22 protein-coding genes are annotated in these 21679 nt (G+C 72.8%); 14 read left to right on the forward strand and 8 right to left on the reverse strand.

Translation table 11 applies throughout. The annotated features are described in order from the left end of the window. The first annotated feature begins 38 nt into the window (after positions 1–38). The 6 genes from Sri02f_RS17155 to Sri02f_RS17180 all read left to right on the forward strand — a co-directional run bounded on the left by Sri02f_RS17155 (position 39) and on the right by Sri02f_RS17180 (position 6593). The gene (locus Sri02f_RS17155; RefSeq protein WP_109002170.1) at positions 39–488 is read left to right on the forward strand and encodes an SRPBCC family protein; all 450 of its coding nucleotides are present in this window, start codon (positions 39–41) and stop codon (positions 486–488) included. Between the two features lie 129 nt (positions 489–617). After that, the gene (gene rlmN / locus Sri02f_RS17160) at positions 618–1724 is read left to right on the forward strand and encodes a dual-specificity RNA methyltransferase RlmN (RefSeq protein ID WP_109002171.1); all 1107 of its coding nucleotides are present in this window, start codon (positions 618–620) and stop codon (positions 1722–1724) included. A 208-nt stretch (positions 1725–1932) separates the two neighbouring features. Next, positions 1933–3060 carry a thiamine ABC transporter substrate-binding protein gene (locus tag Sri02f_RS17165; RefSeq protein ID WP_109002172.1) on the forward strand — a complete coding sequence of 376 codons (1128 nt, stop codon included), beginning with the start codon at positions 1933–1935 and terminating at the stop codon, positions 3058–3060. Continuing rightward, the gene (locus Sri02f_RS17170; RefSeq protein ID WP_109002173.1) at positions 3036–4709 is read left to right on the forward strand and encodes an ABC transporter permease; all 1674 of its coding nucleotides are present in this window, start codon (positions 3036–3038) and stop codon (positions 4707–4709) included. The genes Sri02f_RS17165 and Sri02f_RS17170 overlap by 25 nt, the downstream gene beginning before the upstream one ends. Next, a complete protein-coding gene (locus Sri02f_RS17175; RefSeq protein WP_109002174.1) occupies positions 4709–5746 on the forward strand; it encodes an ABC transporter ATP-binding protein in 1038 nt (345 codons plus the stop codon). Before Sri02f_RS17170 ends, Sri02f_RS17175 begins: the two co-directional genes overlap by 1 nt. Before the next feature lie 10 nt (positions 5747–5756). Next, positions 5757–6593: a maleylpyruvate isomerase N-terminal domain-containing protein gene (locus tag Sri02f_RS17180; protein ID WP_109002249.1), complete on the forward strand. Its 837-nt coding sequence runs from the start codon at positions 5757–5759 to the stop codon at positions 6591–6593. A 73-nt stretch (positions 6594–6666) separates the two neighbouring features. On the opposite strand, the gene Sri02f_RS17185 is transcribed toward Sri02f_RS17180, so the two are convergent. From Sri02f_RS17185 to Sri02f_RS17215, 7 genes are all read right to left on the reverse strand, one after another. After that, positions 6667–7401: an LAETG motif-containing sortase-dependent surface protein gene (locus Sri02f_RS17185; protein ID WP_109002175.1), complete on the reverse strand. Its 735-nt coding sequence runs from the start codon at positions 7399–7401 to the stop codon at positions 6667–6669. A 163-nt stretch (positions 7402–7564) separates the two neighbouring features. After that, positions 7565–8692 carry an LOG family protein gene (locus Sri02f_RS17190; protein ID WP_109002176.1) on the reverse strand — a complete coding sequence of 376 codons (1128 nt, stop codon included), beginning with the start codon at positions 8690–8692 and terminating at the stop codon, positions 7565–7567. Positions 8693–8770: 78 nt separating this feature from the next. Then, entirely contained in the window at positions 8771–9190 is a 420-nt protein-coding gene (locus Sri02f_RS17195) for a VOC family protein (protein ID WP_109002177.1), read from the reverse strand. 189 nt (positions 9191–9379) lie between these two features. Continuing rightward, on the reverse strand, positions 9380–10792 hold the full coding sequence (locus Sri02f_RS17200; RefSeq protein WP_109002178.1) for a YML083C domain-containing protein: 1413 nt from the start codon (positions 10790–10792) through the stop codon (positions 9380–9382). Further along, positions 10774–11517, reverse strand: a complete 744-nt coding sequence (locus tag Sri02f_RS17205; RefSeq protein ID WP_109002179.1) for an ABC transporter ATP-binding protein — start codon at positions 11515–11517, stop codon at positions 10774–10776. The genes Sri02f_RS17200 and Sri02f_RS17205 overlap by 19 nt, the downstream gene beginning before the upstream one ends. A gap of 194 nt (positions 11518–11711) precedes the next feature. Next, on the reverse strand, positions 11712–13076 hold the full coding sequence (locus Sri02f_RS17210) for an aspartate aminotransferase family protein (RefSeq protein ID WP_109002180.1): 1365 nt from the start codon (positions 13074–13076) through the stop codon (positions 11712–11714). 19 nt (positions 13077–13095) lie between these two features. Next, complete coding sequence (locus Sri02f_RS17215) at positions 13096–13614, reverse strand: Lrp/AsnC family transcriptional regulator (protein ID WP_109002181.1); 519 nt, start codon at positions 13612–13614, stop codon at positions 13096–13098. 177 nt (positions 13615–13791) lie between these two features. On the opposite strand from Sri02f_RS17215, the gene Sri02f_RS17220 reads away from it, so the two are divergent. The 8 genes from Sri02f_RS17220 (at position 13792) to Sri02f_RS17255 (ending at position 20241) form a co-directional block, all read left to right on the forward strand. Further along, positions 13792–15240 carry a gamma-aminobutyraldehyde dehydrogenase gene (locus Sri02f_RS17220; RefSeq protein WP_109002182.1) on the forward strand — a complete coding sequence of 483 codons (1449 nt, stop codon included), beginning with the start codon at positions 13792–13794 and terminating at the stop codon, positions 15238–15240. A 284-nt stretch (positions 15241–15524) separates the two neighbouring features. Next, positions 15525–15920 carry a Tat pathway signal sequence domain protein gene (locus Sri02f_RS17225; RefSeq protein WP_109002183.1) on the forward strand — a complete coding sequence of 132 codons (396 nt, stop codon included), beginning with the start codon at positions 15525–15527 and terminating at the stop codon, positions 15918–15920. Further along, positions 15917–16642, forward strand: a complete 726-nt coding sequence (locus Sri02f_RS17230) for a class F sortase (RefSeq protein WP_109002184.1) — start codon at positions 15917–15919, stop codon at positions 16640–16642. Before Sri02f_RS17225 ends, Sri02f_RS17230 begins: the two co-directional genes overlap by 4 nt. Continuing rightward, positions 16639–17136, forward strand: a complete 498-nt coding sequence (locus Sri02f_RS17235; protein ID WP_109002185.1) for an RNA polymerase sigma factor — start codon at positions 16639–16641, stop codon at positions 17134–17136. The genes Sri02f_RS17230 and Sri02f_RS17235 overlap by 4 nt, the downstream gene beginning before the upstream one ends. Beyond that, positions 17120–17653, forward strand: coding sequence for a flagellar biosynthesis protein FlhF (locus tag Sri02f_RS17240; RefSeq protein WP_174855661.1), 534 nt, complete (start codon positions 17120–17122; stop codon positions 17651–17653). Before Sri02f_RS17235 ends, Sri02f_RS17240 begins: the two co-directional genes overlap by 17 nt. A 74-nt stretch (positions 17654–17727) precedes the next feature. Beyond that, positions 17728–18681 (forward strand): hypothetical protein, encoded by a 954-nt coding sequence (locus Sri02f_RS17245; protein ID WP_307721042.1) that lies wholly within the window; start codon positions 17728–17730, stop codon positions 18679–18681. 44 nt (positions 18682–18725) lie between these two features. Beyond that, the gene (locus Sri02f_RS17250; RefSeq protein WP_109002187.1) at positions 18726–19385 is read left to right on the forward strand and encodes a hypothetical protein; all 660 of its coding nucleotides are present in this window, start codon (positions 18726–18728) and stop codon (positions 19383–19385) included. After that, positions 19360–20241 (forward strand): inositol monophosphatase family protein, encoded by an 882-nt coding sequence (locus tag Sri02f_RS17255; RefSeq protein WP_109002188.1) that lies wholly within the window; start codon positions 19360–19362, stop codon positions 20239–20241. Before Sri02f_RS17250 ends, Sri02f_RS17255 begins: the two co-directional genes overlap by 26 nt. A gap of 61 nt (positions 20242–20302) precedes the next feature. Here Sri02f_RS17255 and Sri02f_RS17260 read toward each other — a convergent pair whose 3' ends face one another. Continuing rightward, a complete protein-coding gene (locus tag Sri02f_RS17260) occupies positions 20303–21541 on the reverse strand; it encodes an ArsB/NhaD family transporter (RefSeq protein WP_109002250.1) in 1239 nt (412 codons plus the stop codon). Between the last annotated feature and the right edge of the window lie 138 nt (positions 21542–21679).

Raw genomic sequence — 21679 nt, forward strand, 5'->3', positions numbered from 1 at the left:
CCGCACAGGGGGGATCGCCCTGAAAGGGGGCGGGCTGTATGTCCGACTTCCATGAATCGATCGACGTCGACGCCCCGGCAGACGACGTATGGGCCTATGTCATCGACCCCTCCCACCTGCCCGAATGGCAGGCGAGCGCGGTCTCGGCGGAGCAGCTCGACCCCGGGCCGGCCGGTGTCGGCTCCCGGGTGCGGGTCACCCGGCACGTCGGCAGCCGGGAAATGCCGATGACCATGGAGTACACCGAGTACGACCCGCCGCACGCCTGGGCGCTTCAGGGTGTCGACGGCCCCGTGCGCGGCCACTTCCGCGGCGAGATCCTCCCGATCGACGAGGGCCGCCGCTCCCGCGTGATCATGGACCTCGACTTCGAGGGCAAGGGCATGGGCAAGCTCCTCGTGCCCCTCGTCGTCCGGCGTCAGGCCCGCAAGGAGTTCCCGGTGAACGAGCGCCTGCTGAAGGACCGCTTGGAGCACCGGCCGGCATAGCCGCCCGAGGGCGACCCGCCCGGGTGCGCCGGAAGAACACCCGGGCGGCGCCCGCGGACGCCCGGCGGCGATCCCCCGTCCCGGCTCCCCGGCGGGGCAGCACGGACGATCTGCGACACTGGATGAGTTATGCCGAAGCCCGGAGAACTCACTTTCGTCGCCCCCCGCGGAGCCAAGAAGCCGCCGCGGCATCTCGCCGACCTCTCGCCCGCCGAGCGGAAGGAGGTCGTGGCGGAGATCGGGGAGAAGCCGTTTCGTGCCAAGCAGCTCTCGCAGCACTACTTCGCCCGGTACGCGCACGACCCGGTGGAGTGGACCGACATCCCCGCCGGCTCCCGCGAGAAGCTGCGTGAGGCGCTGCTGCCGGACCTGATGTCGGTCGTCCGGCATCTGTCGACGGACCAGGGGACCACCCGCAAGACGCTGTGGCGGCTGTTCGACGGCACGCTCGTGGAGTCGGTGCTGATGCGGTACCCCGACCGGGTGACCATGTGCATCAGCTCGCAGGCGGGGTGCGGGATGAACTGCCCGTTCTGCGCCACCGGGCAGGCGGGGCTCGACCGGAACCTGTCCACCGCCGAGATCGTGCACCAGATCGTCGACGGGATGCGTGCGCTGCGCGACGGGGAGGTGCCCGGCGGGCCCGCCAGGCTCTCCAACATCGTCTTCATGGGGATGGGCGAGCCGCTCGCCAACTACAAGCGGGTCGTCGGCGCCGTCCGCGCGCTGACCGACCCGGCCCCGGACGGGCTCGGACTGTCGCAGCGCGGGATCACCGTGTCGACGGTCGGGCTGGTGCCCGCCATCCACCGGTTCTCCGAAGAGGGCTTCAAGTGCCGGCTGGCGATCTCCCTGCACGCCCCGGACGACGAGCTGCGCGACACCCTCGTCCCCGTGAACACGCGGTGGAAGGTGCGCGAGGTGCTGGACGCCGGGTTCGAGTACACCGAGCGGTCGGGCCGCCGGCTGTCCATCGAGTACGCGCTGATCCGGGACATCAACGACCAGGCCTGGCGTGGTGACCGGCTGGGCCGGCTGCTGCGCGGCAAGCCCGTGCACGTCAACCTCATCCCGCTGAACCCGACGCCGGGCTCGAAGTGGACGGCCTCCCGGCCGGAGGACGAGAAGGCCTTCGTCGAGGCGATCGCCGCGCACGGGGTGCCGGTGACCGTCCGCGACACCCGTGGTCAGGAGATCGACGGAGCGTGCGGTCAGCTCGCGGCCACCGAGCGGTAGTCTGAGGACCGTACACATCTTCATATTCCGACAGGGGAGCGCCACAGCGCTGAGAGTGCGGCACCCAGGCCCGCAGACCCTCTGAACCTCGCCCAGGTCATTCTGGGTAGGAAGTTCGGTCATCACTCGAGCTGTTGCGCCCTGCCCGGAGTCCGCGCGGACCCGGGCGGGGCCGCGTCTCTTCCTGGTCAACCCAGGAGGAAAACCAGTGCAGAACAAGACCTTCGTGGCCGTGGCCCTCGGGCTCGGCCTGGTCGCGTCGCCCGCGTTGTCCGCGTGCGGGTCCACGGACGGCAAGGGGGCGGCGAGCTCGACGGGCTCGAAGACGGTCACCCTCGTCAGCCACGACTCGTGGGTCGTCTCCAAGAGCGTCCTCGCCGACTTCGAGAAGCGCTCCGGGTACAAGGTGCGGGTCCTCAAGGACGGCGACGCCGGGCAGGCCGTCAACAAGGCGATCCTCACCAAGGACAACCCGCAGGGCGACGTCTTCTTCGGCGTCGACAACACCCTGCTGTCCCGCGCCCTCGACAACGGGCTGTTCCAGTCGTACGAGGCCAAGGGGCTGGCGCAGGTCGGCGGCCCGTACCAGCTGGACGCGAAGAAGCACCGGGTCACGCCGATCGACTTCGGCGACATCTGCGTCAACTACGACAAGGCGTACTTCACCGCGCACAAGCTGGCCCCGCCCGCCTCCTTCGAGGACCTGGTGAAGCCCGCCTACAAGAACCTCCTCGTCACCGAGAACGCCTCCACCTCCTCGCCCGGCCTCGGCTTCCTGCTCGGCACGGCCGCGAAGTACGGCGGTGGGGGCACCTCCCGCTCGAGCGAAGCCGAGAGTGGGGGAGGCTGGCAGGGGTACTGGAAGCAGCTCAAGGCCAACGGAGTGAAGGTGGTCGACGGCTGGGAGCAGGCCTACAACGAGGAGTTCTCGGGCTCCGCGGGCGGCAAAAAGGCCAAGGCGGACCGGCCGCTCGTCGTCTCGTACGCCTCCTCGCCGCCCGCCGAGGTGATCTACGGCGACCCGAAGCCGGCCACCGCGCCGACCGGCGTCGCGACCGGCACCTGCTTCCGGCAGATCGAGTTCGCGGGCCTGCTGAGCAACGCCCGCAACAGCGAGGGCGGCAAGGCGCTGATCGACTTCCTGATCGGCAAGGAGTTCCAGGAGGACATGCCGCTCAACATGTTCGTGTACCCGGTGGTGAAGGGCGCGGCCGTGCCCGCCGAGTTCACCCGGTTCGGGCCCGCCGCCAAGGATCCCGAGACCATGGACCCGGCGAAGATCGCCGACCGTCGCGACCAGTGGGTCAAGTCGTGGACCTCGCTCGTACTGAAGTAGCCCCGGGCAGGGGAGCCAAGGGGAGCGCGGCGGCCCGGCTCGGACTCCTGGCCGTGCCCGTCGCGTTCTTCGCTGTCTTCTTCGCCTACCCGGTCGCCGCGATCGTCGCCCGGGGGCTCCACGTCGACGGGGCGTGGCGCTTCGGGCGGCTGTGGGACGTGCTCGGGCAGTCCGACATCCGGCACGTGCTGTGGTTCACCACCTGGCAGGCGCTCGCCTCCACCGCGCTCACGCTGCTGGTGGCGCTGCCGGGTGCGTATGTCCTCGCGCGCCTCGACTTCCCCGGCAGGCAGGCGCTGCGCGCCGTCGTCACCGTTCCGTTCGTGCTGCCGACGGTCGTCGTCGGCACGGCGTTCCTCGCGCTCGTCGGGCGCGGCGGGCTGCTCGACGACCTGTGGGGGCTGCGTCTCGACACCACCGTGTGGGCGATCCTGCTCGCCCACGTCTTCTTCAACTACGCGGTCGTCGTCCGCACGGTGGGCGGGCTGTGGGCGCAGCTCGACCCGCGGCAGGAGGAGGCGGCGCGGATGCTGGGCGCGTCCCGGCTGCGGGCCTGGCGCACGGTGACCCTGCCGGCGCTCGGACCCGCCGTCGCCGCGGCCGCGCTGATGGTCTTCCTCTTCACCTTCACCTCCTTCGGGGTGGTGCAGATCCTCGGCGGCCCCACCTTCTCCACGCTGGAGGTGGAGATCTACCGGCAGACCTCCGAGATCTTCGACCTGTCCACGGCCGCCGTCCTCACGATCGTCCAGTTCGCGGCCGTCGGCGCGATCCTCGCCGTGCACGCCTGGACGGTACGGCGGCGGGAGAGCGCGCTGCGGCTGGTGGACGCGGCCGGGACGGCGCGCCGGCCGCGCGGGGGCGGGCAGTGGGCGCTGCTGGCCGGGGTGCTCGCGAGCATCGCCGTCCTGCTGGTCCTGCCGCTCGCGGTCCTGGTGCAGCGCTCGCTGGACGCGCCCGGGTTCGCCTACTACCGGGCGCTGACCCGCGACGACGGGAACGTCTTCCTGGTCCCGCCGATCGACGCGGTCGGCAACTCGCTCCAGTACGCGCTCGCCGCGACCGCGATCGCCATGGTCGTCGGCGGCCTCGCCGCGGCCGCGCTCACCCGGAGGGACGCCGGACGGCTGGTGCGGGGCTTCGACGCGCTGCTGATGCTGCCGCTGGGCGTCTCCGCGGTGACCGTGGGCTTCGGGTTCCTGATCGCGCTCGACGAGCCGCCGCTGGATCTGCGCGCCACATGGATCCTGGTGCCGCTGGCCCAGGCGCTGGTCGGTGTGCCCTTCGTCGTGCGGACCATGCTGCCGGTTCTGCGGGCGGTGGACCAGCGGCTGCGGGAGGCGGCGGCCGTGCTCGGGGCCTCGCCCTGGCGGGTGTGGCGCGAGGTCGACCTGCCGATGGTGCGGCGGGCGCTGCTGGTCGCGGCCGGGTTCGCCTTCGCGGTGTCGCTGGGGGAGTTCGGGGCGACGGTGTTCATCGCACGGCCCGACAACCCGACGCTGCCGGTGGCCGTGGCGCGCCTCCTCGGTCGGGCCGGTGAGCTCAACTACGGCCAGGCGATGGCCCTTTCGACGATTCTGATGGTGGTGTGCGCGGTGGCGCTGCTGGTGCTGGAGCGGCTGCGGACCGACCGGGCGGGGGAGTTCTGATGCGACTGCTCGAACTGGAGCGGGCCACTGTGCGGTTCGGCGGGCGGGCCGTGCTGGACGCCGTCGATCTCGACGTCGCCGAGCACGAGGTGGTGTGCGTGCTCGGGCCCAGCGGCAGCGGCAAGTCGACGCTGCTGCGGGCCGTGGCCGGTCTGCAGCCCCTGGACTCCGGGCGGGTCGCGCTCGACGGGCGCGACCAGGCGGGCGTGCCCGCGCACCGGCGCGAGCTCGGCCTGATGTTCCAGGACCACCAGCTGTTCCCGCAGCGCGACGTCGGCGGCAACGTGGCCTTCGGACTGCGGATGCGCGGCATGCCGCGCGGCCGGCAGGGCGAGCGTGTGGGGGAGCTGCTCGACCTCGTCGGGCTGCCGGGCGCGGCCGGACGGGCCGTGGCCTCGCTCTCCGGCGGTGAGCAGCAGCGGGTGGCGCTGGCCAGAGCCCTCGCGCCGCGCCCCCGGCTGCTGATGCTCGACGAGCCGTTCGGTCAGCTCGACCGGTCGCTGCGCGAGCGGCTGGTCGTCGAACTGCGCGAGCTCTTCGGCAGGTTGGGGACCACCGTGCTGGCGGTCACCCATGACCAGGGCGAGGCGTTCGCGCTGGCCGACCGGGTCGTGGTGATGCGGGACGGCCGCATCGCCCAGTCCGGTACGCCGCTCGAGGTCTGGCAGCGGCCGGCGGACGCGTTCGTGGCCCGCTTCCTCGGCTTCGACAACGTGGTGGAGGCCACCGTCACGGGCGAGGTCGCGGTCACGCCGTGGGGCAAGACTCCGGTGCCGGCCGGGTCCGGCCAGGGGACGCGGACCCTGCTCGTCCGGCCGGCGGGCGTGCGCCTGGGCGCCGCGGACGACGGGCTGCGCTGCACGGTCGCCGCCCGCACCTTCCGGGGCACGCATGTCGCCTTGCGCCTCCAGCCGGAGGGCGCACCGAGGCTGGAGGCAGCGTGCACGCTGCGCGACGCGCCGGAGGTCGGGAGCGTGGTGGGGGTGTCCTTCGACCCGGCCGAAACCGTGGTGCTGAACCGAACCGCCGGACCCTAGGGTGCTCGGTATGACTGTTCTCGCGCATGACCGGTACTGTGACGAAATCGCCCATCAGGTCGGTGAGTTGAGGACGGTTGTGACCTCCGGGGCGGCTCTGGCGGCGACCGTGCCGACCTGCCCCGACTGGTCGCTGGAGCAGCTTGTGCGGCACATGGGCGGCGCCCTGCGCTGGGTGGACGCGCTGGTGCGGACGCGGGCGCAGGAGAACATCCCGGACGAGCGGATCCCGCTGCTCGGCGGACCGGACGAGGTGGGCGACGCGGCCGCGCTCGACGCCTGGCTCGCGGAGAGCGGTGAACTGGTCGTCGGCGCGCTGCGCGAGGCCGGCCCGGACACGAAGGTGTGGGGCTGGGCCGGAGTGCCCGACAGCGGCTTCTGGGCGCGCCGGATGACCCACGAGATCACCGTGCACCGCGCCGACGCCGCGCTCGCCGCCGGACTGCCCTACGAGGTCGCGCCGGACGTGGCCGCCGACGCCGTGGACGAGTGGCTGCAGCTCGTGCGGTGGGCGCAGCGCAACGAGCCGCACGCGGCGGCCGGGGAGCTGCTCGTCAGGGGCCGCACGATCCAGCTGGACGCCACGGACGCACCCGCCGAGCCGGGCGCGGTGCGAGACGCGACGGCGGTCCCCCGGGCCGGGACGTGGGGCAGGGTGGTCGAACTCACCGAGCAGGGCGTCGAATGGCGCCCCGGCCACGAGGAGACGACCGTCGCCCTGCGCGGCCCGCTCACCTCCGTGCTGCTCGCCTTCTACGGTCGGCTGCCGTTGGACGGTCCCGGGCTGGAGGTGCTCGGCGAGCGCGAGGTGCTGGAGTTCTGGCTGGAGAAGGCGACGTTCGGCTGAGTCACGCGCGGACGGCCCGCCCCCGATCGGGGGCGGGCCGTGATGTTCGCTTCGTGGTGGGCGGGCGTGGGGGTCAGCGGTGGCTGGCTCCGCGGCGGCGCATCCCGAAGAACACCGCGCCGCCGCCGACGACGACCAGGACGGCCGCGATGCCGACGATCAGGCCGGTGTTGGAGTTGGCGCCGGTCTCGGCGAGGTTGGACTCCTGGGCCGCGGGCGACGGGGCGTTGCTCGCGGGTGCCGGGGGTGCGGCGGTGTCGCCCGACGAGTCGGACGGGGACGGCGACGGGGTGGCCGTCCCGGCCGGCGGCGCAGCGGTCTGCGACGACGACGAGGAAGGCGTCGACGACGGCGTCGAGGACGGGGTGGTCGTCGGGATCGACGTGTCGTCGGCCGCGCAGGCCTTGGACGGCGTGGTCACGTTCGGGGTGATGTCGGCGTCGACGAGCGTCTTCTTGCCCTTGACGGCCACGACGTGGACCCGGTACTCGGCGTTCGGCTCCCAGTCCTCGGCGAAGGAGACGGCGACGCCCTTCTTCGAGCCGGTGACCGTCTGTTCCTTGCCGACCTGCCGGAGGTCGGCGCCGTTGTTCTCGAGGAAGACGGTGACGACGGCCGGGACGTGCGTGGCGTCCTTGTCCGTGACGGTGATGACGCCCTTCGTGCCGTCACAGGCGGCAGCGGCGGAGAACTCGGTGATGTCGCAGGCCAGCGCGGTGCCGGAGGCGCTGAGCGCAAGGGCTGCGGAGGCGGCGGTGACACCGAGCATGCGCACCGAACGGGCGGCGGTACGGCGGGAAAGGGACACGTTTGTCCTTTACGGGAAGCGCAACTGCGGGGGGTGGAGGGGGAGATGGCGCCCCCGGGTGAGCCGAGTGCGTCACCATCCCCAGCAGGCTCACAGGTCTATAAGCGTTTCATAAGCAGTGTCAATGCGGAGACTCCTCTGAGCGGTTGGCTTTGCCCGCTTATTAACCACCGAGACGTTTCAGGGCCGCCGGCGCCTCCTCGATCCGGTCAACCAGGGCGATACGGGACTCCATCGACCGCTCCCGGGCGAGGGACCGCAGGAGCGGCCAGGCCGGCAGGCGTTCCGTCCAGTGCGCACGGTCCACCAGCACCATCGGCGTCGGCTCGCCCCGCGACTCGTAGTAGTTGGGCGTCGTGTTGTCGAAGATCTCCTGGACGGTCCCGGCGGCGCCCGGCAGGAACACCACGCCCGCCGTGCAGCGGGCCAACAGGCCGTCCTCGCGGGTGGCGTTGGAGAAGTACTTGGCGATGTGCGCGGCGAACGGGTTCGGCGGCTCGTGGCCGTAGAACCAGGTGGGGACGGCGACCGAGGGCCCGCCGCCGGGCCAGTTCGCGCGGACCTCGAAGGCGGCCCGCGCCCAGTCGGTGACCGAGGGCGTGAACTTCGGCGCCTTCGCGAGGATCCGCAGGGCCTCGGTGAGCATCCCGGCGTCGAAGGGCGCCGTGTACGCGCCGAGGTTGGCCGCCTCCATGGCGCCCGGTCCGCCGCCCGTGGCCACCGTCAGTCCGGCGCGGGCCAGTTCACGGCCGAGCCGGGCCGCCCCGGCGTACTCCTCGGTGCCGCGCGCCATCGCGTGACCGCCCATCACGCCCACCACGGGCGCGCCGGCGAGCAGTTCGTCGAGGGCGTCCGAGACGGCGTCGTCGTGGATCGAGCGGAGCATCGAGCCGAAGATGTCGCCGTCCGCCTTCGTGCGCTGGAACCAGGCGTACGTCCGGGCGTCCGGGGTCGCCTCGTACCCCTCGTCGAGGGACGCGAACAACTCGTCAGGGGAGTAGACGCGGCCGCGGTACGGGTCGAAGGGCAGGCCCGGCACGGGCGGGAAGACCAGAGCGCCGCCGGCACGCGCACGGGCGGCGGCCGCCGGGTCCATCGGGCAGCCGAGGAAGACGGCGCCCGAGGTGTCGACCGAGAGCAGGGCGTCCGTACGGTCCGTCAGGTCGACGGACTGGACGCGGAAGTGGGAGAGCGTGCCGTGAGCGGCGACCACCTCGTCGAACTCGGCGAGGGACTCGATCTCACGGTCGTGGGAACCGTCGAACGGCTGGGCGGGTGTCGTCGGATGCACCCGCCCATGCTAGGCACCGCCCCACCGGCGATCGGAGCCGTCCCCGGATTCCGTCCCCCGGAACGGCCTCGGCGCCGGTCAGCCCTGGACGGCCGACGGGTCCATCCAGACGACCTCCCAGGTGTGGCCGTCGAGGTCGTCGAAGGAGCGGCCGTACATGAAGCCGTGGTCCTGGGTGTCGCCGCTCGGCGAACCGCCCAGCGCGAGCGCCCGGTCGACCAGCTCGTCGACCTTCTCGCGGCTCGGCGCGCTCAGCGCGATCAGCACCTCGCTGGTGGTGGCGGAGTCCGCGATCTCCTTCTTGGTGAAGGTCGAGTAGAACGGCTTGGTGAGCAGCATCGCGACGATCGTGTCGCTGATCACCACGGAGGCGGCGTTGTCGTCGCTGAACTGCGGGTTGATCGAGTAGCCGAGCTCCGTGAAGAACTTCTTCGAGGCGTCGAGGTCGTTCACGGGCAGGTTCACGAAGATCATCTGCTGGTAGGCCGAGGTGCTCATCTGGTCTCTCCCGGAGGATCGCTGCCGCTGGGTGCGTTGTCGTGGGGGTAGACCGGGGCGCCGCCCGGAACTCATCGGCCCGGGAAGATATTTTCCGCACCGCTCGCTTCCGCACCGCTCGCTTCCGCACCGCTCTCTTTCGCGCCGGTCTCTTCTGCGTCGCTGTCCGCCGTGCGGCGCGGGAGCGCTTCAGCGCATCAGCGGGAGGGCCGCCAGTTCGGCCACGGCCAGGGTGAGCGGGACGAAGAGCGTCAGCAGGGCCCCCGTGCGCAGGGCGGCGGCGCTGCGGAGCGTCCTGGCCGGGGCGCCGAGGCGTAGGAGGGCGGCCGTGGTGTCGGCGCGGGACTGCCTGGCCTCCACGGCCGCGGTCAGCAGCGTGGCGAGGGTGCAGCCGGCCACGACCAGGGCGCCGAGGATGGTGAGCGGGCCGAAGGAGGGGTCGGCGGGGTCGTACAGCCGGGCCATCGTGAACGCGCCGGAGGCCACCGCGCAGACCACGCCCAGCGGACGGCCGATGCGGGAGGCCTCCTGCATCAGTCCGCGGCCCGCGAGGAGACGCAGGGCGCCGGGGCGGGCCGCCTGCAGCAGACGGCCGCACAGGTGGGTGAGGCCGGGGCCGGCGAGCGCGAGGCCCACGGCGGTGAGCGTCCAGCCCAGCAGGACGGCGGCGGGGCCGGTGGGCAGGCCCCCGGGGAGGGGCAGCCCGCCGACGTCGGGGCCGCGGTCGGCGTACGCCTCCACGGCCAGACCGACGGCCAGCAGGGCCGTGCCCCAGGGGAGGGCGGTGGGGTCGGGGGCCGGGACGTCCCGCGCCGGTGGGACGCCCTGGGGCGCCGAACCGTTCACGGCGCTCGGGGCCGTCTCCCCGAGGGCGCCGTCGGCCGGGGCGGGGAGCGCGCCGTCCGGGGGCGAGGACGCGCCGTCCGCTTCGGCGGACGGCGCCGGTGCGGTCCCGGCGGCACGGCCGGCGAGGGGACGGACCGCGCGGCTGCCGAATCTGCCGTACGCGCCGAACGTCTCTCCCGGCCCCGTCGTCGCGTACGCCCCGAACCGGCCGAACATCCGTGGCGCCGTCCGGGCCGCCACCCGTGCGTCCCGGGGGCGCAGCATCAGCACCACCGCGACCGACGAGGACACCGGCGCGAGGGTCAGCAGGGTCAGGGCGGCCGGCCACGGCAGCGGGCGGCCGGCCGCCAGGAAGTCCCTGGCCGCTCCGTCGAAGGGCATGCCCGTCAGGTCTCCGCGCAGATGGAGGAAGAACAGCAGCGCCAGCATGGAGCCGAGCAGCGTCGACAGGGCCGTCGTCATCGCCGAGACGGCCATCAGACGGGCCGGGCCCAGGCCGATCGCCGCCAGCCCTGGGCGGGGCCGGGTGCCGGGGTCGGTGCGGGCCACCGCCAGAGCGAGGTGGACGGTCGCGGCCAGCGGGACCACGCACCAGGCCAGCCGGATCGCGGACGCCGCCGGAGCCTCGGGGTGGGTCAGGGCGTGGCCGAGGGTGCTCAGCAGGAGGAACCCGGTGCCCGCCGACGCCGCCGCCACCAGCAGACGGCGCAGCTGGACGGCGGGACGGGCGCTGCGGGTCAGACGGAGAGCGAGCACGCCGCCCCCCGGCCTTCCGACTCCGTGACCGGGGGCAGGTGGACCGTCTTGACCCGGCGTCCGTCCAGCAGCGCCACCGTGCGGTCGGCGAGGGCCGCCGTCTCCGCGTCGTGGGTGGCCAGGACCACCGTGATGCCGTGTGAGCGGGCGGCCGTCGTCAGGGTGCGCAGGACGTGGGCCCGGTCCGCCCGGTGCAGGGGGGCCGTCGGCTCGTCCGCGAACAGGACCGAGGGGGCCGGCGCCAGGGCGCGGGTGATGCAGACCCGCTGGCGCTCGGCCTGGGTGAGCTCGTGCGGGCGGCAGTGCGAGCGGTCGCCGATGTCCAGGCGCTCCAGCCATTCCAGCGCGGCGGCCTTGGCCCGGCGACGGCCGGTGCCGCGCAGCATCAGGGGGAGGGCCGCGTTCTCCCAGACGCTGAGTTCGGGGACGAGGAGCGGTGCCGGGTCGATCCAGCCGAAGCGGTCGCGGCGCAGCCGTTCGCGGGCCGTCGGACCCATCGTGTGCACGGGCGCGCTGTTGAACCAGACCTCGCCGCGCTGGGCGGACGCCAGGCCCGACAGACAGCGCAGCAACGTCGTCTTGCCGCTGCCGCGTGGTCCGCCGACGGCCAGGATCTCGCCCTCCCGCACACCCAGCGAGACCCCGCTCAGCCCGGGGGAGCCGTCGGGGTGCGAGAAGTGCAGGGAGCGTGCCCAGAGCACGTCGTTGTCCGGCGGGGCCTCCATGGGCGTACACCTCGGTTCAGATCTGTGGTTCCCGTGCCGTTCCCCCGTGCGGGGGAACGAAGGCAGGGCCGATCGGTCACTGGCACGCTAAGGAGGCGAGAGCGGGCATCCGGACAGCACGCGGCCCCGGGCCGCCGTTTCTCACTCGAACGGTCGACACCGGGGCCGGTGTTGATCAGCTGATCAGGCTGACGTCACAGCTTCGTCCACGCCTCCGTCAGCGTGGCGCGCAGGATCTGCTCGATCTCGTCGAACGTCTCCTGGTTGGAGATCAGCGGCGGGGCGAGCTGGACGACCGGGTCGCCGCGGTCGTCGGCACGGCAGTACAGGCCGTTGTCGTACAGCGCCTTGGAGAGGAAGCCGTACAGGACGCGCTCGGTCTCCTCGGCGTCGAACGACTCCTTCGTGGCCTTGTCCTTCACCAGCTCGATGCCGTAGAAGAAGCCGTTGCCGCGGACGTCGCCGACGATCGGCAGGTCGTGCAGCTTCTCCAGGGTCGAGCGGAACGCGTCCTCGTTGTCCAGCACGTGCTGGGTGAGGTTCTCGCGTTCGAACAGGTCGAGGTTGGCCAGGCCCACGGCCGCGGACACCGGGTGGCCGCCGAAGGTGTAGCCGTGCAGGAAGGTGTTGTCGCCCTTGTAGAACGGCTCGGCCAGCCTGTCGCTGATGATGCAGGCGCCGATCGGGGAGTAGCCCGAGGTCATGCCCTTGGCGCAGGTGATCATGTCCGGGACGTAGCCGAACTTGTCGCAGGCGAACATCGTGCCGAGGCGGCCGAAGGCGCAGATGACCTCGTCCGAGACGAGCAGCACGTCGTACTGGTCGCAGATCTCGCGCACCCGCCGGAAGTAGCCGGGCGGGGGCGGGAAGCAGCCGCCGGCGTTCTGGACCGGCTCCAGGAAGACCGCCGCGACGGTGTCCGGGCCCTCGAAGAGGATCTGCTGCTCGATCTGGTCGGCGGCCCAGCGGCCGAAGGCCTCGGGGTCGTCGCCGAAGAGCGGGGCGCGGTAGATGTTGGTGTTCGGCACCTTGTGCGCGCCCGGGACGAGCGGCTCGAAGGGGGCCTTCAGGGCCGGCAGCCCGGTGATGGACAGGGCGCCCTGCGGGGTGCCGTGATAGGCGACCGCGCGGGAGATGACCTTGTACTTGGTCGGCTTGCCCTGCAGCTTGAAGTACTGCTTGGCGAGCTTCCAGGCGGTCTCGACGGCCTCTCCGCCGCCGGTGGTGAAGAAGACCTTGTTCAGGTCGCCCGGCGCGTGGTCGGCCAGACGCTCCGCCAGCTCCACGGCCTTGGGGTGGGCGTAGGACCAGACCGGGAAGAACGCGAGCTCCTGCGCCTGCTTGAAGGCCGCCTCGGCGAGCTCCACGCGGCCGTGGCCCGCCTGGACCACGAACAGGCCCGCGAGACCGTCGAGGTAGCGCTTGCCCTTGTCGTCGTAGATGTAGGTGCCCTCGCCCCGGACGATGGTCGGGACCGGCGAGTTCTCGTACGAGGACATGCGGGTGAAGTGCATCCACAGGTGGTCGTACGCGGTGCGGCTGAGGTCCTTGGTGCTCACGGTTATCGGGTCCTCACGGTTATCGGGTTCCCCACATGTAGGTCTGCTTCTTCAGCTTCAGGTAGACGAAGCTCTCGGTGGAGCGCACGCCGGGCAGGGCGCGCATGCGTTTGTTGATGACGTCGAGCAGGTGGTCGTCGTCCTCGCAGACGATCTCGGCGAGGATGTCGAACGAGCCCGCCGTCATCACCACGTACTCGACCTCCGGCATGGCGGTCAGCGCGTCGGCGATGGACTCGACGTCCCCCTCGACGTTGATCCCGACCATCGCCTGACGGCGGAAGCCCACGGTGAGCGGGTCCGTGACGGCGACGATCTGCATCACGCCCTGGTCGAGCAGCTTCTGGACGCGCTGGCGCACGGCCGCCTCGGACAGGCCCACGGCCTTGCCGATCGCGGCGTACGGCCGACGGCCGTCCTCCTGCAACTGCTCGATGATGGCGAGGCTCACGGCATCCAGGTGAGGGGTGCTGCCGTTCCTGGACTCGCGGGAGTCCCTGTGCTCTGCGCTTCGACTGGCCACGGCCACACTGTGCACGACGTCTCGACAGTTCCGCAAGGTCGAGGCGATGAAATTCGTTGTTTACGTGTGTGAGATCTGCGGATTCCGCAGCCGTCACGCGATCGGGGGTGTTGAAAACGCGGGCGCGCGGATTAGGGTGGTGTCTCAGTCCATGGACACCCCCAGCAGTAAGAAACGATCAGGAGGCCGGCAGTGAGCACCGAGCTGCGCCGGATGCGCAAACTACGGAATTACATCGCCGGCGAGTTCCGGGACGCCGTCGACGGACGGACCACCGAGGTGGTCAACCCGGCGACGGGCGAGGCGTACGCGACCGCGCCGCTGTCCGGCCCGGCGGACGTCGACGCCGCCATGGCCGCCGCCGCCGAGGCCTTCCCGGGCTGGCGCGACACCACCCCGGCCGAGCGTCAGAAGGCCCTCCTCAAGATCGCGGACGCGTTCGAGGAGCGCGCCGAGGACCTCATCGCGGCGGAGGTGGAGAACACGGGCAAGCCCATCGGCCTGACCCGCTCCGAGGAGATCCCGCCGATGGTGGACCAGATCCGCTTCTTCGCGGGCGCGGCCCGGATGCTGGAGGGCCGCTCGGCCGGCGAGTACATGGACGGGATGACCTCGATCGTCCGCCGTGAGCCGGTCGGCGTCTGCGCGCAGGTCGCGCCGTGGAACTACCCCATGATGATGGCCGTGTGGAAGTTCGCCCCGGCGATCGCGGCCGGCAACACGGTGGTGCTCAAGCCGTCGGACACCACCCCCGCCTCCACCGTCCTGATCGCCGACATCATCGGCTCGATCCTGCCCAAGGGCGTCTTCAACGTCGTCACCGGGGACCGGGACACTGGCCGGCTGATGGTCGAGCACCCGACCCCTGCCATGGCGTCCATCACCGGGTCCGTGCGCGCCGGCATGTCGGTCGCCGAGTCGGCGTCCCGCGACCTCAAGCGGGTCCACCTGGAGCTGGGCGGCAAGGCGCCGGTCGTGGTCTTCGAGGACACCGACATCGCCAAGGCCGTCGAGGACATCTCGGTGGCGGGCTACTTCAACGCCGGCCAGGACTGCACGGCCGCCACCCGCGTCCTCGTCCAGGAGTCCATCCACGACGAGTTCGTGGCCGCGCTCGCGAAGGCCGCCTCCGAGACGAAGACCGGGCAGCCGGACGACGAGGACGTGCTGTACGGGCCGCTGAACAACCCCAACCAGCTCGAGCAGGTCGCCGGGTTCATCGAGCGGCTGCCCGCGCACGCCAAGGTCGAGGCGGGCGGTGAACGGGTCGGCGACAAGGGCTACTTCTACGCCGCCACCGTCGTCTCCGGGCTGAAGCAGGACGACGAGATCATCCAGAACGAGGTCTTCGGGCCGGTCATCACCGTCCAGTCCTTCACGGACGAGGACCAGGCCGTCGCGTGGGCCAACGGCGTCGACTACGCCCTCGCCTCCTCGGTGTGGACCAAGGACCACGGCCGTGCCATGCGGATGTCGAAGAAGCTCGACTTCGGCTGCGTGTGGATCAACACCCACATCCCGCTGGTCGCCGAGATGCCCCACGGCGGCTTCAAGAAGTCCGGCTACGGCAAGGACCTCTCGGGCTACGGCTTCGACGACTACACGCGCATCAAGCACGTCATGACGTCCCTCGACGCGTAGCGCTCCGCGGGTTCGGCCGCACACGGGCACGGCGGTCCTCCGCCGTGCCCGTCGCGTTCACGGGCCGTGGGCCCCTGGCGGGGGTCCCACGGCCGGCGGCCCTCGTCGGGACCTGTCGTCACCCCTGCCGACTCATCTCCGCATCGTGACCGCCCGGTCGACGGCGTCGGTCGGCGTCGGCCGGCTGCCGCCGTTTCGGGCTTTGCCATCTCTTTACAACCTGGTCCCGGGCTGCCTCGTCTCTTCGCTCGATCCGTCAACGGACCGACGAAAGAGAGCGATTCATGCGACTCAAGCCCCGAACGGGCCTCGCCGCCCTGGCAGTTGCGAGCACCGCCCTGCTGGCGGGCGCGGCGCCGGCGCTCGCCGACGCGGGGACGCCGACCCCCGTTCCCAGCACCCGCAGTGCCAGCCAGGCCCCGGGCGGGGCCGACACCGGCCCGACCGACACCGGCCCGAGCAGGGCGGCCGAGCCCACCAAGGCGCCCGAGGCCACCAGTGCTCCGGCCACCGGCCGGAACCAAGTCGGCGTCGTGCCGAGGGGAGCGGCCGACACCGGCGTCGCCGAGCCGGCCTCCGAGGGCCACGGCACGCTGATCGGCGGCGGCGCCGCGGCGGCGTTCGCCGCGGCCGGCACCGTCTTCTATGTCGTGCGGCGCCGGAGGGCGACCGGCGCATGAGCCCGCTCTCCAGGCGCGCCCCGGCGCTCGCGGCCCTCGCGGCGCTGCTGTTCACCGGCTGCACCGCGCACGGGTCCGAGCCGGCCGCGACGCCCGGCACGACCGCCACGGCCGTCGCGGGCGGACCGGGGCCCTCGGCCCCGGCCGCTCCGGCCGCCCGGGCCGTGCGGCCCCTCGCGCGCTCGGCGCCGGTCGGACTGCAAATCCCGGCCATCGGCGTCGACACCCCGGTCATGCGGCTGGGACTGGCCGCCGACGGCAGTGTCCAGGTGCCTCCGGTCGAGCGGCACGACCGGGCGGGGTGGTACGAGCACTCGCCGACGCCGGGGCAGACCGGGCCGTCGGTGATCCTCGCCCACGTCACGGTCGGGCAGTACGGCGACGGCGTGTTCCGCCGCCTCGACCGGCTGCACCGGGGCGACCGGATCGTGGTGCGCCTGGAGAACGGCACGACGGCCGGGTTCGCCGTCACCCGCGTGCGGACCGTCGACAAGGCGCAGTTCCCCACCGAGGAGGTCTACGGGAACGTGGGCCGGCCCGAACTGCGTCTCATCACGTGCGGCGGCCCGCGCACCGGCGACGGGTACCGCGACAACGTGATCGTCTTCGCCGCGCTCAGCACCGGATCCGGGTCCGGATCCACGTCCGGGTCCGGGTCCACGTCCGGGTCCACGTCCGGGTCTGGATCCGGCGGCGCGTCGAGTACTGCGGGAGAACGTTGAAACGCTCACGCTCGCGCGAGAGGGCGGCGTCCGAACTGTTCGCCGCCCTCTACCCCCGCCTGGCCGGCTGGTGCCGCCGTCTCGTCGACGACGACGAGACGGCGCACGAGATCGCCTCGGAGGCGTTCACCCGGCTCTGGGCGCGCTGGACGACGGTGACCGAGCCCCAGGGCTTCCTGTTCGTCACCGCCGCCAACCTGGTCCGCGACCACTGGCGCAAGCTGGAACGGGAACGCCGGGCCGTGCGCCGGGTCACCGTCGAGGTCGCCGTCGCCCCGCCGGCCGAACAGGCCGACCCGTCGGTGCGGATGCTGGTGCAGTCCCTGCCCGACCGGCTGCGGGTGCCGATCCTGCTGCACTACTACGCTGACATGCCGATCCGGGAGGTGTCCGTGCTGACCGGACGCAAGGAAGGAACCGTCAAGGCCGACCTGCACGCGGCCCGCGAACTGCTCCGCGTCCACCTGAGGAGAAGCCTTGATCACACCGGCTGACGACTTCGACGACGGCCCGGACCTCGACCCCGACGACCCCCTGACCGTCATCCTGCGCCCCCCCGCCGGACACCTCGGCCCGCCGCCCGGCCGCTACGAGGAGATCCGCCGCGGCGCGGTCCGCCGCAGGACGCTGCGCACCGCGGCCGGCGTCGGAGCGGCGTGCGCGGTCACCGTGTTCGCCGTCCTGCTGCCGCTGCGGCTGACGGCGTCCGACGCGCCCGTGCGCCCGACGACGCCGCTCGCCCCGCCCCCGGTGACCGGCGGTCCGTCCACCGGGCCCGTGCCCGGTCCGTCGGCCTCGCCTCCGGAGCGCGCCGAGCGCCCTACCCGGGGGGCGGACACGACGAGCGCCCCCGACGCCGCGGCTGCCCCCGCCGACACCGCTGCCCCGGGCACGGACCGCACCTACGGCGCGCGTCCGACGCCGAGCGCGCAGGAAACGCGGTCGCCCCGGCGCAGTGCGCCGTCCATGGCGCCCTCCACCGCGTCGTCGGCGTCGAAGGCGCGCCGTTGAGGCCGATTCACGCACCGTAGCCGTCCGGGGCCGACTGCTCCTACCATGGAGTCCGCCGTCGGGGGAGGGTGGTCGTGTCGCGCAGTGCACCGCAGCCGTCGGGACGTCGGCTCGAGGACTCGATCGCCTGGGCGGTCCGCAACGCGGACGGCCTCGTGGCCATCGCCGTGGCCCTCACCGTGGGCCTGCTGGACATCACGGACAAGAACTTCGACGACAACATCGTCACCGGCTCGATCCTGCTGGTCCTGGCCACGCTGGTGTACGGATCGCTGACCGAGCGCCGACGCCGGATGGCCGACATCCGGGCCGCCACCGCCGGGACCGGCCGGGCGATCGAGGATCTGGCCATGGTCCGCACGCTGACCGGCCCGGAGGTCGGTCCCGCGCACGAGCGGGCCCGGCGCAGCACCAGCCGCTGGGTCTTCAAGGGCGGCACCGGGACCTATCTGCGGGCGGTCACCCTGCCCGAGTGCGTGCTGGAGGCGCAGCGGCAGCGCCGCTCCCTCAGCATGAAGATCGACATCGTCAACCCGGCCGACGACAAGGTGTGCGAGGCCTACGCCCGTTTCCGGCGGACCTTCGGACACGGGGACGGCGAGGGCTGGACGCCGGAACGCACCCGCAAGGAGTCCTACGCCACCGTCGTCGCCGCCAGCTGGCACCGGCAACGGCTGGACACCCTGGAGATCGACGTCCATCTCAGCTCCGTGGCACCGGCGTTGCGCTTCGACCTGTCCGACACCTGCCTGATCATCACCCAGGACGACCCGCGCCGCGTCAGCCTGTTCGTGGAGCGGGGGCGGCCGCTGTACGACTACTACGTCACCGAGTTGCACCAGAGCCGCGAGCAGGCGGTCAAGCTCGATCTGCGGGAGGCGGCCCCGTTGGGCGAGGAGCCGACCGTCGACGAGGTCAGACGGCTGCTCGACCGGCTCGGACTGCCGTTGCCGGCCAGTTTCACCGACCGCGACGTCGGCGACGTGATCGACAAGGCGCTGCGCGCGGAGGACCCCTACCGCAGGTGAGCGTGTGCCCGGCCGGATCCCGACGAGAGCCCCTTGGGGGAGTGATGGACTACCCGGCCCTCGAACGGGCCGCGCGGCGGGGCGCGACCGCCGAGCTGGTGCGGCACGCCGTGTCGCAACTCGAGGGAGTCGTCTCCGGCGGCCGGGCGCTGCGCGCGGTGCGTCATCCGCTGGGGTTCGTCTGTCTGCCGGTCCTGCGCGACGGGCCGCAGGGCGTGTGCGTGCATGTCTTCGGGCCTACGGACCCCGTCCTGGAGGACCGCCGAGTGCACTCGCACAGCTGGGAGTTGACGAGCACGGTGCTGTACGGGGAGCTGAACAACCGGCGGATGGAGGTGACCGAGGAGGCCGTGCGCCCCACCCACCGCGTGTTCGAGGTGCACAGCGCGCCGTCCGGGGTGGACGAACTGCGGCCCACCAGACGGCTGGTGCGCTGTCTGCCGGGTCCCGAGCAGTCGAGCGCACGGGGTCAGACCTACGCCCTTCCGGCGGGCGAGTTCCACACCACCGTGGTGCCGGACGGCCGTCCGACCGCCACCCTGGTGCTGGGGCGGACGACGCCCGGCCGGGCGGACCTCTCCCTGGGCCCGATACGGGCCCCGGGCCACCGGGTGGTCCGCAGGATGTGCGACGCGGCCCAGACCGCCCGGATCGCCCAGGCCGCGCTCAGGAGGATCCATGAGGCCCACCCCCCGTCCGTCTGACTTCACCGCCGAGTGCCGGACGGCGGTGGCGGCCGCCGAGGCGGCCGGGGCGCTGCTGCGGTCAAGGTTCCCCGACGGGTTCGCGGCCCGCCCCAAGGGCGCCCTGGGCGACGTCGTCACCGACCTCGACCTGCTGGCCGAGAGCATGGTCGTCGACCGGATCCGCGCCGACTTCCCGCACGACCGCGTCCTCGCCGAGGAGGGCGGCGACCTGGGCGCCCTGGGCGGCGACGGCGGCCGCACCTGGCTGGTGGACCCCCTCGACGGCAGCAACAACGTGGTGATCGGCCTGCCCGTCTACGTCGTCGGCATCGCCCTGTGCGTGGAGGGGGCGCCGGTGGTCGGCGTGGTGCACGACCCGGTGACCGGCCGGACCTGGTCGGCCCGGCACGGGGCGGGCGCGCACGGTCCGGCCGGCCCGCTCGCCCCGGCCCGCCGGCCGTCCTCGCCCGCGGGGCCGCTCCTGGCCTGGACCCAGGGGCACGCGGTCCGCCGTGACGATCCGGCCGTCCACGCCTTGCGGCACGGCCTGGAGCTGCGCTCGCGCCGGCTGCTCCAGCTGTGGGCGCCGCTGGTCGCCTGGGCGATGCTGGCCAGAGGGGACATCGACGGCTTCGTCGGCTACCGCGCCGAGGCCATCGACCTGCCGGCCGGGGCCCTGCTGGCCCGCGAGGCCGGGGTGGTCCTGCGCAGGCTCGACGGCGGCGAGTTCAGCGCCGGCTTCACCGGCCCCGACACCGACCGGTCCTTCGTCGCGGGCCGCCCCGAGATCCTGCCGTCCCTGCTGGACCTGGTCGCGGCCGCCACCCCCCTGCGCGGCAGGGCGCCGGGGCGGGCCGGCACGGCCACCGGGTGAGAGTCAGTCACGGCCACCGGGTGAGGGCCACGCTCGGCTACCCGGTGAGGGCCCGTCACGGCTACCGGGTGAGGGCCAGCGCCGCCACCGACGCCGTCACCGCCGTGACGGCCAGCACCGCGCCCGTGCCGACCAGCCGGGCCGCCGGCACCCGTACCCCGTGCGCGAGGCAGCGCTCGTACCACAGCAGGGTCGCCAGAGAGGCCCACGGGGTGACCACCGGGCCGGCGTTGGTGCCGATGAGCAGGGCGAGGAGCTGGTCGTGGTTGCCGACCGGGACCGCCCCCTCGCCGGCCAGATAGACGGGCAGGTTGTTCAGGACGTTCGACAGTCCGGCGCCGACCGCCGCCGCCCGGAACCGGCCCAGGACGCCGCCGTCGTCGCCGACCGCGGCGGCCAGCAGGCCGTGCAGGCCGTGCGCGGTGACGGTCTCCACCACCAGGAACATCCCCGGCACCATCACCAGCAGCCGCCACGGCACCAGGGACCACCGCAGCGCCGGCCGCTCCCGCAGCGCGAACGCCGTGACGGCCACCGCCGCCGCCGTCGCGGACGCGATCCACAACGGCACGTCGGCGACCAGGATGGCCAGCAGGAAGCCGCCGCAGGCGAGAGCGCAGGCCCGGAAGAGCACCGGGTCGGCCGGGCGGTGCACCGCGGGCAGCGCATAACGTCCGTCCCGCGCCGTCCGCTCCCCCTGCCCGACGCGGACCGCTCCCGGCCCGCCCCGCTCCCGCCGCCGCGCCCCGTCGGCCGTTCGGCGCGCGGGCCGCCAGAAGAAGGCCCACAGACAGGCCGTGGTCACGGCGACCGCCGCCAGCTGCGGAGCCCACATCCGGCCCGCCAGGCCCAGGGGGGACAGCGCCACCCGGTCCGCGGCCAGCAGGTTGGTCAGATTCGAGACGGGGAGCAGCAGGCTCGCCGTGTTGGCGAGCCAGACCGTCGTCATCGCCAGCGGGACCGCCGCGATCCCCACCCTGGAGGCCAGCGCCAGCATCACGGGCGTCAGGAGCACCGCCGTGGTGTCCAGGTTCAGGCAGATCGTCGTGACCGACGCGAAGGCCACGCACAGCAGGAACAGCAGCGGGCGGCTGCCCCGGCCCGCCCGTGCCACCCGCGCCGCCACCACGTCGAACACCTCGGCCCTGCTGGTGAGTTCGGCGAGCACGATCACCGTGCCCAGGAAGGCCAGCAGCGGCGCGATCCGGGTCATCGCGCCGGACGCGGCGCCGGTGGGCAGCAACCCCGTTGCCACGCACGCCAGTCCGGTCGCCAGGAGAGCGATCGCCACCCGGTCCAGTACATGCAGACGCCGTAAGACAGGCACGAGGGGAAGGGTCGCACAATTGTGCGCCCGTGTGACCAGGGGCTGCTTCGGGACAGATTCGCCCCAGGGGGCTTCCGGCCGGTCCCGCGGCTGCGAAAACAGTTCATGCCG

The organism is Streptomyces rishiriensis, from assembly GCF_003112535.1.
Lineage (GTDB): Bacteria > Actinomycetota > Actinomycetes > Streptomycetales > Streptomycetaceae > Streptomyces > Streptomyces rishiriensis.